Genomic DNA, 14,155 nt, shown 5'->3' with positions numbered 1-14,155 from the left:
GCGCTCGGTCAGTCGTTGTCCGTGGCAGGGCCATCCTCGGTGGCACCACCCTCACCGGTCCAGTCGCCGGCTGTCTCGCCTTCGGCTGGATCGGACTGCACGTCGGATTCCGCGCCCTCCGGTCCGGTGCCGGTCTTCTCAGTGTGTGGGTCGGTTGTGTCGTCGTTCATGCGAGCCGTTTACCCGAACTCGCGTGTGCCCAATCGTGTGCGTGGTGAGTTCTCGGTACTCGCGACGATGCGCGCACGGAGGCGTGCGGGCGCTGCGGGCAGGCGCTCATGGCGGGCGCCGCTGGGCCGGATCGGGTAAACCGACCGGCCCAGCGCGTTATGTCCAGGTCCCGAAGACGGGCACTAGTCCTCGCGGATTCCGTGCGCTACGGCGGGCCGTTGCACGGCCGTGCGCGATGGCATCAGCTGGGCCAGGGTAGCGCCGACCGCGATGAGGGCCATCATGACGAACAGGGAAGCACGATAACCTGATTCGAGGCCACTGGTGTCTCCGATCGACGAGTAGACGGTGCCGATCACTGCGGCGCCGATCGCGACAGAAAGAGCCTGGGCGGTGTTGAAGACACCCGATGCGGCCCCAGCCAGGCGGACAGCGACGTCATTGAGGACCAGCAGTCCTGCCGAACCCACGATCGTGCCGAAACCGAGCCCGGACACGGTGAGGGCGATGCAGAACCAGGCCGCCGGGTGGGCGGATTGCTCCGCGACGTACATCAAGGCCATTCCGGAGATGAGAACAGTTGCTCCCAGTTGGAGCACATGCTTGCCGAGACGAGCAGCCAGCACTGTCGCCGCCAGCCCGGCAGACACCGGGACCGCGACCGAGAACGGAATCCACATCATCCCGGTGTGCAGGACCGACCAGCCGAACGCCAGTTGAACGTGCAGCGACTGCACGAGGAAGTAGCCCCCTGTGGGCACCATCAGCACCGCGAACGAGACCAATCCGGCAGTGAATGACGGGGTGCCGAACAGCGCCGGAGGCACCAGAGGCTCGCCGCCGGCGCGGGCCAGTGACGCCTGCCTGCGCACGAAGATCACCAGCCCGACGGCTCCCGCCACGATCATGATGAAACCCCATGCCGGCCAGTCGTTCTCCGGACCCAGGGTGATGGGCAACATGATCGCGCCCAGGGAACCGCCGATGAGGAGTGCGGACCCGGCGGTGATGGGGGAGCGTACCGCGGCCCGTGTCTCCGGGATGAACAGGAGCGCGGCGACGATCGCGATCAGCGCAAGGGGCACATTGATGAGGAAGATCGGACGCCACCCGAGCCCGAACCAGTCGCCGCTGGTGATGACGGCACCGAGGATCGGTCCGGCGACCGCCGCGAGGCCGATCACTGACGTGAACATTCCCATCGCCTTCCCGCGCTCGGCGGGCGGGTAGAGGACCTGGATGTTGCTCAGTACCTGAGGCACCATGAGTGCGGCCGCGGCGCCCTGGATGAGCCGAAAGCCCACCAGCTGACCGGGGCCGGCCGCGAGCCCGCAGGCCAACGAAGCGATGCCGAAGGCGCCCAGCCCGAGCACGAAAAGCCTTCGTCGGCCGTAGTTGTCGCCCAGGCGTGCGCCCAAGATGAGACCTACAGCGTAGGTGAGCGGATAGCCGGCAACCACCCACTGCAGACTTGCCGCGGAGGCGTTGAGATCGGTCTGCATGGTTCGTAGCGCGACATTGACCACTGTGGCGTCCATGAGTTCCATGAACGAAGCGGCCAACAGGCAGATCAGCGCCACGGTGCGCGCGCGGCCGACCGGCGACGGACTCTCGGTGTCGACGGCAGGTGACGTCGAGATCGACGATGCGCGGTTGCCGACCCGATCGTGATCGGTGGGCGTGGTTGTCATCGAGTGCTCCCTTGGAGGTGTGCAGGCGGAGAAGGGCTTTCGGTCACCCCCGACGCTATGACCTATCGCGGACATCTCCGGTCCGCAATGCTTTGCATCAGTTCATCCGAATCAGGAGTGTTCGATCGCCGCGGATACAGATGGCTCGAAAGCGCATTCGCGACACTGCACGCCCGCGCGTCGTACCGATAGAGTCGAGCCGGATGTCCGGTTCGGGATTGCGCGAGAACGTCATGAGTCGACGATCGAAAGGAAGACATGAGGCAAACCGTTGTTCGCCGTGCAGGATTCTTCGGCGGCCTGTGTGCCATTGTGCTGACAGCCGGCGCCTGCGGAAGCGACGCCACGGGCAATGACGCTGCGTCGCAGAAGTCATCGGCGACTGCGGTGTCTGCCGCGGCCGCAGAGGGAAGCCGAGCAGCCACAGAATCGGTCGGCGAGACAGCGGCGGGCCAACCGTCTCCAGTGCGAATCACGGTGGAACGCGATGACGTGGTGACTCTGAACGGCCCGATCGCCGCCAAGTACGCGTCTGCGACCGACTCTCAGAAGGACGTGCTGGGACTGCCGCTGACCGGCGATCGCAATGCCGGCACCCGTGAGAGTGGGGTCGTATTCCAGCAATTCCGCGGCGGTGTGATCATTGCGAAGAACGACAAGTCCGGGACACCCGCGTACATCATCACATCGGGAACGATTCGGGATGCGTGGAACACCGAGCGCGCCCCGGACGGAACCCCGTCGATCACCGGCATGAACGGATCGCCCGGACCCCTGGGCGTTCCGACCAGCGATGTGACCAGTGATGGTGACGTGAACGAGGCCAGCTTTGAGCACGGCAGCATTTCCGAGAACACCCGAACCGGTGAAGTCACTGTCACCGTCAACGGCAAGATCGTGCCATCTGGTCTGACGTAGACCGGCGCACCACGCCCCGGTGCGATCAGAGATCGATACGACGAGCGACGCCGTTGATCACCACCGAACCAAGCACGGCGAGAGACACCACGATCGCGAATGGGACCGCAGTGATGAACAGTCCGAAGTCGGGCATGCACAACTCGACCTCGCAGTAGTACGTACCGCCGAACTCGTGGATCTGGGTGATGGACAGGGCGAGCGCAATCACCCACATCACTGCAAAGGGAACGCTTGCGGCGACGCTACGCCCGGAGAGACGTAGCAGCACCGAACTGACGAGCAGGACAGCTGCAGCCGTCGCCGCCTTGGTGTGAAAGTCCGCAACCAGGTGGGCTTCTTCGGGAATCGTGTGCGTGTGCGAGCCCATGTAATACGCAGCCAACACCCATGGGATCACCAGCGTTGCGATCACATGCGCCACCTGCCACAGACGACGTGAGGTCGTCGTCCGCCGCGGATGGTCGTTCATAGGTGCATCTTTCCACGCTCCTGGTCGTCGATCCGGACCACCGCCAGGCGCCGTCACTCTGCCAATCGCCCGTACCTGAAGCGGGCAGTCGATACACTCACCGCCAGCGGGCGCCTGTTCACGGCCGCCGAACGGCGATGATCGCGGAGGCTGACGATGGTGGAGACCTCTCGATCGCGGACGTGGCTCACGGGTTCGGCCATCGTCGTCGGTGTGTTGATCGTCTACATCCTTGTACTGGTGGCGTACGCCGCAGGGGGCCCGGCGACGACCCGGATTCCCGGACACCACCCGCCAACGGGGTCCTGGTGTACCTCGACATCGATTCCGTTGATGGTGCCGCCTTCGAGATTGGCGGACAGGTCTCGGTCTATCCCGGCGCTGACCTGCTCGATACTCGAGGAGACCTGAGAGGGGACTTGACCATTGACGTTTCTCCGGTCGTCTCCGCCACTGAACTGACATTTGCTGCCGGCATAAGGCCGGGCGACCTGCCGGTGTCGTTGTACACCGATGGCGACATTCGGATGTGGCCATTCGACCGATATGAATCGGATGCGGTGACGGTGCGCGCGTACGGTCCGAACAACGCGGAGTTGCCGACAGAAGTGGCCGTCACGGATTCGCTTGCTGGGTGGGACATCAACGCGGGCGGCAGCGACTCCGCTGGCGGGCAGGCGTTTACGATCACCTCGTCACGAACGATCGGATCATTGGCATTCGATCTCGCGCTGTGCGTGATTCTCATTGTCCTGCCGATCTGCACGCTTTTCGTCTCTGTCCAGACCATTCGTCGCCGCAAGGCGTTTCAGCCTCCGATGGTCACCTGGTTCGCGGTGATGCTGTTCGCCGTGCTACCCCTGCGCAACATCTTTCCCGGGGCGCCCCCGTTCGGCTCGTGGGTCGATTACTCCGTGGTCCTATGGGTTCTCATCGGCCTCGTCGCATCGCTCGCGCTCTATGTCGTCGCCTGGTGGAAACAGGCTCCCTGACACCAACGGCATGTCGGGGTTCGCCGCTCGTTTCATGCGGCGTGCGCATATGTCAGGCGGTCGGGATCCTCGTGAGCTCGCCTCACGTGCAGATGTTGGAGCCTGAGGGTCGGTTCTTCTCTTGGTTAGCGATGCGCATCTCAGTGCGCGGGGACCGACTCGGGCAATTTGCAGGAGATCACTGGTTACTCTGCAAGGTTCATCGCTGCACACTCATTGGGCGTCGCAGTCGAAGGCCCGGGCTGGCGAACTCGGTCACAAACAGGCGGATGCATACTGCTGGCAATGCAGCTACTATAGCTGCATGAGTGTAGTGATCACAGTGCGCGATGTTCCGGACGCAGTGCGAGATGAGCTAGCCGGTCGGGCTGCGAGGGCAGGCAAGTCGCTGCAGGAGTACTTGCGCGGCATGCTGATGGAGTCTGCGTCACGACCGCCCGTCGATGACGTCATCGCGCGAGCACGGGCGCGGGTCGGCGCAACCGGAGTACGCGTCGACGCCACCGCGATACTCGACGCGCGAGATGCCGAGCGACCGTGACCATCGACGCTGTGTGTGACTCTTCGGCGCTCGTGGCACTGTTGCTCGACAATGGTCCGGACGGTCGCTGGGCGGTCGAGCAATTGTCCGGAACTCGCTTGCTCGCACCGCAACTGGTGATGTTTGAAGCTGGGAACATCATTCGCAGACAAGCGCTGGCCGGAGTCGTCAGCGTCGACCAGGCGGTGCAGGCCCACGGCGATCTGATCGACCTGTCGATAGAGCAGTGGCCGTACGAACTTCTCGGTTCCCGGGTGTGGGAATTGCGCAGCAATCTGTCCGGATACGATGCCAGCTATGTCGCGGTCGCCGAACTGGCACATGCCCCACTCGTCACGCTTGACCGACGAATCGGCACGGCGCCAGGTCTGCGTTGTCAGGTGAGGTTTCCATGATATCCGTTGTACTGCAAAGTAATACGAAGTGTCCGTGCCACTGTTAGGGCTACGAGCGCGCGTCCCAGTCTTACGTTGAGTTTCACACTGGAGCGATGGATGACATCATCACGTTCCGACCTGACGAGGACACCTCTCGCGCGTTGTCGATCCTTGACGGAAGACGGTGCACCGTATCTGCTGCGGTCCGTGCTGAGCTCATTGACGCTCGCGAGCGGCGACATTCAGGCCAAACAATTGTCGCGGGTCGTACAACGCGGGTCTTAGCTGAGCAGGTTGCGGCTGATTCAGCTGATGCAGTATGTAGGGGTTTACTTGACATAATGTATCTTATCGGCGCATAAGGAGGATGAGTTCAAATAGATGCGAGGACTCGTTGTTTGTGAACGGTCACCGAGATTGGCGAGTTTTCACAAATTTGGCCTGACAAGTCGCGCGGAACGCAGGTCTGGAGGCTGAGTCAAACGGCGCATCGATTTGCGCTCACATGTTGAAATCTGTCGTTCTCCCAGGGCGGTTTGCGCTCACAATTGGCCGGTTTGCGCTCACAATTGGATTCAACCGTGACGCTCATGGCTCCAGCCTTCGTTTCCGCCATGTGGGTAATTACGTCACTGTGACGAAAGCGTGTCGCCGTTCGCCCGCGGATTGGAGTCGGAATTTCAACGAAGTGACTGAAGTTGTCGGCCCGTGCCGTCATCCAATGTCCAGAATGTCCAGCCATTCCTGTTGGAATCGACGTCTGGCCTCTCACTCTCGACGACGGCCCGGGCTGCCGCACTGGGCGACTTGTACCTTCCACCCGCCAACTTCCCCGATGTTAGCCGGATGCTCTTGGCGGTCGAGTCAAAGAGCCCTCTGAATCGTTCGCCGTTGTAATCGGCATAGATAGGACAGTTGTCCGTCTCGGCCACGGGTGCTGGAGTCGGCCTCGGTGTCGACGCGTTCGCGACCAGTGTCTCGACGACCGATCCCGCCGTCCCTCCCGTCAGGTGGGCCGCCAACTCCAATGCTCGATACGTGGCGTCGTTTACTTCGATCGTCTTCATGGGCTTGTACCCCTTGCGCTTCTTGTGGTGGTGCATCGTGCGAAGTGAATAGTAAGCAAACAAAGTAAGTAAAGCAAGCAAAGTGAGCACAGTGCGCAAAGTGAGTATGTCGGAGGCGGTGGCACCGGCCAGCGCGACGTACGGAGGCTGGAACGGGATGCCTGTTCTACTCGGTAGTTTCCATCGTTCAGATGACATCAGCGGCGCAACAGGTGTCGGACATCCTCCGGATAATCACCGCTGTGGAATCCACTGAAGAAGCCGGCGCACCGGCAACGACCGCCCCTGTCCTGGGCAGCGAAATCTTCGCGCTCGAACCAACCGCAGCGAAGATCACTGCTGAAGCGACCCGCGAGGGCGATGACGTGGTCCTGAGTCGTTGGCGACTCGGAGACTCGTCTCGGCAGGTCGAACGAATTTCGTATCGGGAATGGGCAGCCGACTACGATCTCGGTGCCGACGATTCTGACGTAGCTGCAGCTGACGACGAGACCGGTCCTAACCCCGCGGATGAGGCCGCGTTGCTTCTCTTGCTGGGCTGGCGCGTTTCATGTACTCCCACGGCTTCCGGTGCAACTGTCGTGGCGACTCCACAACGCGACGGTTCGGTTGACCTGGATGCACAATGGCGCTCACTTGACCTCGAACCAGATTCCGCGATCGAACTCAGCTGGCAACGACCTCGCGAGCCCCTGACCCATTGGAGCGAGATCGCGGACCAGACAGGCGTCCGCGATAGTCACGGCAACTTCATTGCACTCGATGGTCAAATGCTCGACGCGCTCAAGTTCCTGCTGGCGCCCGCTTGGATCTCGACAGCCTTCACATCAGAGCGCGAAGGCTGGCACAGCAAGGACGGGCATGTCGCTCCTTCGTTCCTGGCGTCGGACTTCCTTGCCGGCGTCGACGATGCCGATCCGGATATCGTGAAAGCCCGCCTCACCAAAACAGACAGCTGGTCGCGAGCATGCGGGATGGCGGGGCCCTTTGATACGGTCAAAGACGTTGTCGCTCATCTTAATGACACTGGACAACCTCTCGTCGGCTGCTACCTCGTGGCACTGGCAAACGGCCACTGCTACATCGGTGAGACAGTCAACTTCCGCGATCGACTGTCGACCCACAAGCGAAAATTTGGCAACGACGTGAATGGCTTCTATGTGCGTCCCGACTCAGTGGTCGGGAGGATGTCACCGAGAAAAGTGCAGAAGGATCACCTGCACCTCGTCGAACAGAAACTGATTCACGAAGCCCAGGAGTCCAAGCTGATCGCCGAGAACTTTCGTGAAATGGCACATCCCATAAACGAGTATGCGGGGTTCGTGCAGGAGATTCACCCGTTGGGCGCCGAGAAATGGTTCGAAGACCCTGTGACTGCCAATCGTTCTGATACGCAACCACTTCGCGCTCTAGAAACACACCAGCACGGCGGGAAGCAGTCCAAGTTCAGCGCGCTCGCGAACAAGTCCGAAGCTGGTGACATCGTCGGAATCGTGCATGACTATCTGACCCGTTGCGTTCCGTACCCGGAGCGCACCGAGATGGTCAGCTGGTCGCTGAGTTGCCTGCCCGGGGTGCAACGTGGCGAGCGAGGCGCGAGATCGAATGTATTGGCATGTCTGAGCATCTCGATGACCGAGGTCCTGACGCTCCTTCAAGAAACAAAGTCCGGACAATGCTGGGGATTCCTCGCAGTCAACGATGTCGAACTCGGCCAGGACGACGATCTACAGTTCATCCGTCTGCTACGTCGACACCCCGGCATTGACATCGAGCCGTCTCGCTACCACGAGTTCGGACCCGGCGTCAGCATGATCTACGCTCCCAGCCTTGCCGCGTTGCGCCGTCTCCTCGACGATGTTGAAGTCACCAGAGCGGCCGCAACGGTGGCACTCCGGCTCTGCCGCGTCGGCCCGTCCCGGCAGGTGAACGTCCACAATCCCTACCTCGTGGAAGCCGCACTCGGCCAAGAACGTTCGTGGACGTAGTGGGCGCCTCACCCCGCGAATCTGCGAGCCTCAGGCATGGGTTGCGGCGAAGAAGCTGATTCGTTGCCCGTGGCCGTAGAGGCGTGTTGCGGAATCGAACTATCGCCTTCCGAATCGGGTCTGCAGGTCCGCGACGATGAACGCACCGAGGATCACCAAGCCAACCGGTGCGAGAATCCAGAACAAAGGATAGGCCCACCATGGCCACCCGGCGGCCGCAGGCAACAACAGGATCAGCGGAACGACAAGGATGATGGCTATCGCACGAGCAGCAGAAATCAAGCGATTCTTGATGCCCTGGCTTACTTCGAGCGACCACACCGCGGCCGCGAAGAACGAGATTGCGCCGCACCACACCAGGAACGTTTCCATACGGGCGATGTTGGCATACGAGGACGACAAATTTGTCTTCAGGTCGCCTATCGCCGACGAACTCCACGACGCACCAAATTGACAAACACACAACGGCGACAGCAGCGCTCCCGCTTGCCGCATTGGCGCAGTCCCGGCAGGTGAACGTCCGTTGTCCGACCTCGTTGAAGCCGAAGTCGAAGTCGCTTACCACGGAGACGTCCAGATACTTCCTGCGTCTCCCCGGCGTGCAAATCCTCATCTCTGTCAGGTCCGCCAAGTAGGGTCAGACTCCGGTGACGTGACGAACGCGACGGATACGAGAGGTGAGCCGCCACATGGATGCGTTCAGTGTCCTGAACGAGGTCCTGGGCGACTACGAGAACTTCGTCAAGGGCTTTCTGGAGATCAAGAACGACCAGATCCGCGACAAGGCACTTTCTCAGTGTTGCGGGAGCGCGCCCAACGCATGTGTAGGAGGTCGAAAATCGCCGCAGGTGTACCAATTGGGGCAACACTTGCGGATTCCAGTCGGCGGGATGCGATTTCGCAGTCCGTGGCGTGGGCTACTCGGGGAACAGATCCGCACTCGAGAAGGTACATCAGGCTCCTCTCACATTGCGACGGTAACCTCATGCTTCACGCCGGACGTGCTGAGCAGGTGAGTGAGCTGGTCGCGGCGATTTGGTGGAATGACGAGTACCAGCATTTTTCGGGCCCGACTGGCGCCGACGTAGAGAACTCGGCGGAGTTCGGAATTGCGGTCGTTGTGCCAGTCATCGAGCACATGTGGCTGACCTCTTATGGGATCGGAGATCGCCAAAACCACCGCATCGAACTCGTCGCCTTTGACGCCATGTATATGTGTCCAACGAACGGTATCTGCGTCGGTAACGGTGATCATGCCGCCAATGCGTGATGTCCAGAAGTTCCAGAGCTTGTCGTTGACCACTGTTCGCCTTTTGAACTGTGGGTGAAGCGACAGCGGGAGTCCCTCGGCGAAGTGCCGGACTAACTTACGAACATCTTCCGCGCATTTGGATTTGTCAGTCCAGTCCTGTGAGGCGTCGCGGATAGTGCTGATTAGTACCCGTAGGTGTTCGGGACGAAGGCCGAGCATGTCGAGTTGTTCGGACCGGGTGTCCGGCGTCTGATCATCGGGCCAGGAGAACTGGTCAATCACGTAGGACTCGGCGCGAGCCAACGCCCGCAGACGTCCACGTGGGTCAACGCCGGAACGCAGTTCGGCGATCGCGACCAAGAGCCGTTCCATCTGCGAGGTACCTCCGGGAGGTTGGTTACCTGCCCGGATGAGTGCCCGAGCCGCCGATCGCCCGTGCGCGATCACCCTCACTTGACGGGCCGGGATGCCGTACCGGCGAACGATCTCGAGTGCCGTGCTACCGGCGCGTTGGCCTGTTCCAACGACCACGTAAACGACATCACTGTCACCGTCCCGGTCCGGCTGAGCGGTGATCGGTTGCTGGCCGACAATCCGGAGGGCGGTTGCCAACGCGCAGATCTGGGGGCTTGAGCGGTAGCACACTGTCAGTCGTGTGATCTCGTCGTCCCTGATCGATGCGCGATACTCCTCGTACAGCCCCGATGTTGACTGACGGAATTCATAGATGGCCTGGTCGGGGTCGGCGACGGTGACCACGTGTATTCCCGCCGCGCGCAACACATCCAACAGGGCGTGTTCAAGCTTGTCGCAGTCCTGGAACTCGTCGACGATGATTTCGCTGAATCGGTATGAGAGCCTCGACAGCCAAAGACTGTTGTGTTGCGTTAATAGGGTCAGGGCACGGGCGCGGGATTCATTGGTGTCGAATACGTGCCGGTCGTAAAGTGATGTGATCCGTTGCGTACCAGCCTGGTTGATGCCAGCTCGAATGCTTCTCGACCACTTGTTCCAGGTGGTGCGTGACCTCCAGCCGAGGCGGTTCTCGGCGACAACCCATCGACCGTTGTCGTCCCGGATGAATTGCGACAATGGTATGCCGGCACCACCTGATGGGGGGCGAACGAGTGCGAGATTCTCGGGTAGGTCGTCCCACGAACTGAGATACTTGGGGGTGATCGACAATCGTCGGCGGGTGTCCGGTGTCAGCACGTAGCGGTGAAAGAACTGATCGAAGGTTCCCACGAAGTTCGGCGGGTCGACGACCGCGGGGTTGTCGCGGCACCGTGACCGTGCGACATCGACAGCGGCATTCGTGAACGACAGCAGCGCTACGCATTGCCCTTCTGCGACACGTTCGCGGAATCGGGCCACGACGGCTCGGGTTTTGCCGGCTCCTGGACCGGCCTCGATCAGACGTATCTGCGGTGCGAGCGCTGCGCGTTGCTCGTCACTGAGCATGGTTCATCCGCGTTCACCCTCACCTACGTGGGCGACTGCCTCAATTGCCTCACGCAGATACGCGGGGACTACGAGACTGGTGTCACCGCGGTCCGCGGCTTCGGCGACGAGTTGAGCGAACTCGCCCTTCCCAATATCAAGGTGTGGGTCGTCGGCACTGATTGTGTTGCCGATGGCCTTCGCGAACGTTTCGGCGCGGTACTGATCATCGCCGGCCTCCGCAGCAGTGACGACAGCGGCCCAGCGATCTTTCGATCGTGGGTGCAGCTCCTCGAACGCTGCGCGCAGGAGCGGTTCATTCTCTTTGTGCCGGAACACTTCCGCCTCAAGGGTCGTGCCGCCGACTTCGACGATCAGACGGCCGTCGGTCATAGCCTGGCTGAACAGTTCTGTGTAGGCGGCTTTCCGCGTGTCGCCGGCTCCCGTGTGGTCGCGGTCGGTTACGACGACCACTCGGTCGACGCGCGGTTGATCACCATCGAGGAGCACCCGCAGATACGGTTCGAAATCGACACCCTCCACGCTGACGATGGTGGCACTGGCGAACTGCCGTTGATATCGACGAGCCCGCTCCGGATCGGCGCTGACCGATCTCAAGTGTGTAGTTGCCAGTGCCGGGAGCAAGAGTGCCTCGGCAATGCCCTCAACCAAAATGACGTCGCGGGCGAACAGTAACGCCGCCCGGGTCGAGGTCAGGTAGCGGTCGATCTTGCGGACATTCGTCGCTTTCAACGGTATTGACGCAAGAGCTGTTGCCCCGGTTCGCCAGTGATCGCCCTCCGAACGTCGGGCGACGACCACGATGTTCGCGATGGATACCGTGCTGGCCAACACGGGTGAATGTGTGGTGACCACGACCTGCACTTTGCCGGCGGGCTCGACACCGGACACCTCGCTCCCACTGTGGGTGGCTTGACGTTGAAGAAAGTCCAACAGCACGAGTTGCAGTTGCGGATGCAGATGCGCCTCGGGTTCCTCGACCAGCAGCAGGGTCAGATCACTGTCCTTGGCCTTGGCCAGTTGCAGCACGATCATCGCGATGTAGAGCAAATTGGCGTAACCGAGACCGGTAGAAGCGATATCCCCGATCGGTATTGCACTCTCCGACAGCTGGATACGCAGCATCCGGGCAATCCGACGAAGCTCGACCTCACGCTCATTGAGGGCAACGTCATGCTGCCGGTTCGGTGGCGTCGTCTGACTAAAGTAGGCCTGGATCGTGTCACGAGATGTCCGCGCAACCTCATGATCAGCGATGGCCCTCAGCGCCGAATTGGCGGTGTCGACAAATCCGTCCTCCCTCGCCTGGTCGCCATCGAGCAGAATACGCAGCACGTCGTGAAGCTGGGACTGGTCACCGCCATCAAGGTCTCGTACCGCATCACGCAGCGGAGGTAGGTAGACATGGGCAATGCGTCGTCGAAGTATCGGCTCGGCGTCATCGACTCGCGCCTCACCCACCGACCAACTCAAGACATTTCGCCGCGGAGTGCCCGGCGCTGTCGCGAAGCTGGCAGTGTAGATCAGATCGTCGTGTGCATCGACGAGTTCAGCGATGTACACCGCCTTCTCGACGTCCGAGAGCGATCCGAACCGAGCCGACACCTCGACCAGTTCACCCCTTTCGACACCGAATGACAGATCGCGATCGGCCGCAAACCACGCAGATTGTCTCCCTGAAGCTGGGAACGTGCTCATCCGGATCGCATCGATCACCGCGCTCTTCCCCGAGGCGTTTTCTCCCACTAGCACCGTGAGGTCGGCAGCGAAAGCGATATCGGTCTCACGGCAGGCACGAAAATTTCTGAGGCACAACGATTCTAGCTGCACAAGTACTGAGATCTCCATCCCCGAGGACCAGCAGTGTTCCGGCGCTCGTCTACGAACTGTCCGCGTAGATTCTATGTAGTAGTCACAACGATCGTTCGTCGCGACACCCGCGTGTCCGATGCCTGCGTTGCCGCCTGGCGTGTCTGCGCAAGGGGCTGGCGATGGTGACGAACGCTGGCGTGTCTCCGGGAAGCCCAACGGTCGGACGATATACGTGAAACTCGCAGGGAAATGCCTGACGCTCCTGACGGCTCGTAAGATCCCGATGACGATATTGACGACGAAGAATGCGACAGTCCAGACGCGAGTCTCGGGCCGTCAGCGAACGCGGAAATCGGCGGACCCGTGGGTCCCGAAGTCGTGCGGCAGCATGCGAATTGGACTATCTGTTCGTCGGTGCCTTTGGTCGACGCCAACTCGAATCATTCGATTGTGGGTATGCACGAAGAGAGGTCAAAGCCTTGCAAAACGAATGTTGCGGAAAGTGAAACGATCGGGACCTTGAGAATCTCAATGCATCTGGCACTCCCCCAGGTGAGGCACCGTCTCGCTCGCCACTCCCCTTAGTCGTTCACACTCGTCGCCCCTGGCGAATCTCGAGAGAGAACCGCAGATTGCGACGAAAGTCGGTCTCCTGTCGGCTGTGCGCCGCTGGGCTCAGAGATCCATGTAATCGCTAGCGTCAGCATAGTCAGCCATGTCGCGCTGGTAGTCGGAATACTCATCGAGGACATCGAGCGTTCCGGCTAATACGTCCAACATTTCGCTCAGCGCGTTGTTGAGCGACGGAAAGTCCACGCGATCATCGACGTTCGGCAGGCCGCCGTTGTACCGGAACGACTCTCCGTTCGGATCGAGTTGGGCGAGGCGCGCCAGCGTCAATCGGGCCGCCGGCGGAGTCTTTTCGAGAGTGAGCGCCTCGAGATGCAGGTCGAGCTCGTCCAAGAGCGGCAATAGTCGGTGTCCGAGCCTAGATTTCAGTCGCTCCTTAATCGCTTTTGAGGTCAATGAAGCGTCTCGATCCTCCACCCGACGTAGTCGCGCTGCTTCGGTGATTGCCGTCTTCAACAGAAGTTCGGTTGCATGGCGATGGAGGTAGAGCCACGGCATGAAGATAGTGTCGTCAAACGGCTTACCGGTAAACGAGGCGGCGAGTCGGTCTGCGGCCTCGCGGAAGTACATCGCATACTCGGATAGTCCGGCCGCTCCTCTTCGCATGACGAGGTCTCGATACTTATCGGCCGGATAGTTTGAGAACAGATTCGAGCCCATCGGATGACTCTAGATCCGGGGGCCGACGAGTGCGACCAATTTTCTGGGCAGTCAGCGCGGTTTGCGCTACTTCGACGACACCTCAGCCCCCGTGCGCGCTCCTACACCGAACGGCGCGCGTAC

At 61.0% G+C, this 14,155-nt stretch carries 12 protein-coding genes; 5 read left to right on the top strand and 7 right to left on the bottom strand.

Features of this window, described 5'->3' with window-relative positions; genetic code table 11:
* Positions 1-8 precede the first annotated feature (8 nt).
* Together EEB19_RS02235 and EEB19_RS02230 are read right to left on the bottom strand one after the other, a co-directional pair.
* The gene (locus EEB19_RS02235; protein WP_187582722.1) at positions 9-170 is read right to left on the bottom strand and encodes a hypothetical protein; all 162 of its coding nucleotides are present in this window, start codon (positions 168-170) and stop codon (positions 9-11) included.
* A 183-nt stretch (positions 171-353) separates the two neighbouring features.
* A complete protein-coding gene (locus EEB19_RS02230) occupies positions 354-1,862 on the bottom strand; it encodes an MFS transporter (protein WP_187582720.1) in 1,509 nt (502 codons plus the stop codon).
* A gap of 258 nt (positions 1,863-2,120) precedes the next feature.
* On the opposite strand from EEB19_RS02230, the gene EEB19_RS02225 reads away from it, so the two are divergent.
* Positions 2,121-2,780 (top strand): LGFP repeat-containing protein, encoded by a 660-nt coding sequence (locus tag EEB19_RS02225; protein WP_187582719.1) that lies wholly within the window; start codon positions 2,121-2,123, stop codon positions 2,778-2,780.
* 25 nt (positions 2,781-2,805) lie between these two features.
* Here the strand turns inward: EEB19_RS02225 and EEB19_RS02220 are convergent, their stop codons facing one another.
* The gene (locus EEB19_RS02220) at positions 2,806-3,252 is read right to left on the bottom strand and encodes a hypothetical protein (protein ID WP_187582717.1); all 447 of its coding nucleotides are present in this window, start codon (positions 3,250-3,252) and stop codon (positions 2,806-2,808) included.
* A gap of 308 nt (positions 3,253-3,560) precedes the next feature.
* Between EEB19_RS02220 and EEB19_RS02215 the strand changes: the two genes are divergently transcribed.
* From EEB19_RS02215 to EEB19_RS02200, 4 genes are all read left to right on the top strand, one after another.
* A complete protein-coding gene (locus EEB19_RS02215; protein ID WP_262365373.1) occupies positions 3,561-4,244 on the top strand; it encodes a DUF4436 domain-containing protein in 684 nt (227 codons plus the stop codon).
* Positions 4,245-4,548: 304 nt separating this feature from the next.
* Positions 4,549-4,785: a hypothetical protein gene (locus EEB19_RS02210; protein ID WP_187582715.1), complete on the top strand. Its 237-nt coding sequence runs from the start codon at positions 4,549-4,551 to the stop codon at positions 4,783-4,785.
* Positions 4,782-5,180 carry a type II toxin-antitoxin system VapC family toxin gene (locus EEB19_RS02205; RefSeq protein WP_187582712.1) on the top strand — a complete coding sequence of 133 codons (399 nt, stop codon included), beginning with the start codon at positions 4,782-4,784 and terminating at the stop codon, positions 5,178-5,180. The genes EEB19_RS02210 and EEB19_RS02205 overlap by 4 nt, the downstream gene beginning before the upstream one ends.
* Before the next feature lie 1,240 nt (positions 5,181-6,420).
* A complete protein-coding gene (locus tag EEB19_RS02200; protein WP_187582710.1) occupies positions 6,421-8,217 on the top strand; it encodes a hypothetical protein in 1,797 nt (598 codons plus the stop codon).
* Between the two features lie 99 nt (positions 8,218-8,316).
* Here EEB19_RS02200 and EEB19_RS02195 read toward each other — a convergent pair whose 3' ends face one another.
* From EEB19_RS02195 to EEB19_RS02180, 4 genes are all read right to left on the bottom strand, one after another.
* On the bottom strand, positions 8,317-8,589 hold the full coding sequence (locus EEB19_RS02195) for a hypothetical protein (protein ID WP_187582708.1): 273 nt from the start codon (positions 8,587-8,589) through the stop codon (positions 8,317-8,319).
* A gap of 592 nt (positions 8,590-9,181) precedes the next feature.
* Entirely contained in the window at positions 9,182-10,930 is a 1,749-nt protein-coding gene (locus EEB19_RS02190; protein WP_187582706.1) for a UvrD-helicase domain-containing protein, read from the bottom strand.
* A 3-nt stretch (positions 10,931-10,933) separates the two neighbouring features.
* A complete protein-coding gene (locus tag EEB19_RS02185) occupies positions 10,934-12,778 on the bottom strand; it encodes an ATP-dependent endonuclease (RefSeq protein WP_187582705.1) in 1,845 nt (614 codons plus the stop codon).
* Positions 12,779-13,417: 639 nt separating this feature from the next.
* A complete protein-coding gene (locus EEB19_RS02180) occupies positions 13,418-14,032 on the bottom strand; it encodes a hypothetical protein (protein ID WP_187582704.1) in 615 nt (204 codons plus the stop codon).
* Positions 14,033-14,155 lie beyond the last annotated feature (123 nt).

This window comes from Gordonia sp. OPL2 (genome assembly GCF_003797825.1).
GTDB lineage: Bacteria > Actinomycetota > Actinomycetes > Mycobacteriales > Mycobacteriaceae > Gordonia.
This window is presented reverse-complemented; position numbering and strand designations above follow the sequence as displayed.

Excerpts from the sequence above, each read along its gene's own strand:
- EEB19_RS02235 (WP_187582722.1), bottom strand. The coding sequence starts at position 170 with ATGAACGACGACACAACCGACCCACACACTGAGAAGACCGGCACCGGA.
- EEB19_RS02230 (WP_187582720.1), bottom strand. The coding sequence starts at position 1,862 with ATGACAACCACGCCCACCGATCACGATCGGGTCGGCAACCGCGCATCG.
- EEB19_RS02225 (WP_187582719.1), top strand. The coding sequence starts at position 2,121 with ATGAGGCAAACCGTTGTTCGCCGTGCAGGATTCTTCGGCGGCCTGTGT.
- EEB19_RS02220 (WP_187582717.1), bottom strand. The coding sequence starts at position 3,252 with ATGAACGACCATCCGCGGCGGACGACGACCTCACGTCGTCTGTGGCAG.
- EEB19_RS02210 (WP_187582715.1), top strand. The coding sequence starts at position 4,549 with ATGAGTGTAGTGATCACAGTGCGCGATGTTCCGGACGCAGTGCGAGAT.
- EEB19_RS02200 (WP_187582710.1), top strand. The coding sequence starts at position 6,421 with ATGACATCAGCGGCGCAACAGGTGTCGGACATCCTCCGGATAATCACC.
- EEB19_RS02195 (WP_187582708.1), bottom strand. The coding sequence starts at position 8,589 with ATGGAAACGTTCCTGGTGTGGTGCGGCGCAATCTCGTTCTTCGCGGCC.
- EEB19_RS02190 (WP_187582706.1), bottom strand. The coding sequence starts at position 10,930 with ATGCTCAGTGACGAGCAACGCGCAGCGCTCGCACCGCAGATACGTCTG.
- EEB19_RS02185 (WP_187582705.1), bottom strand. The coding sequence starts at position 12,778 with ATGGAGATCTCAGTACTTGTGCAGCTAGAATCGTTGTGCCTCAGAAAT.
- EEB19_RS02180 (WP_187582704.1), bottom strand. The coding sequence starts at position 14,032 with ATGGGCTCGAATCTGTTCTCAAACTATCCGGCCGATAAGTATCGAGAC.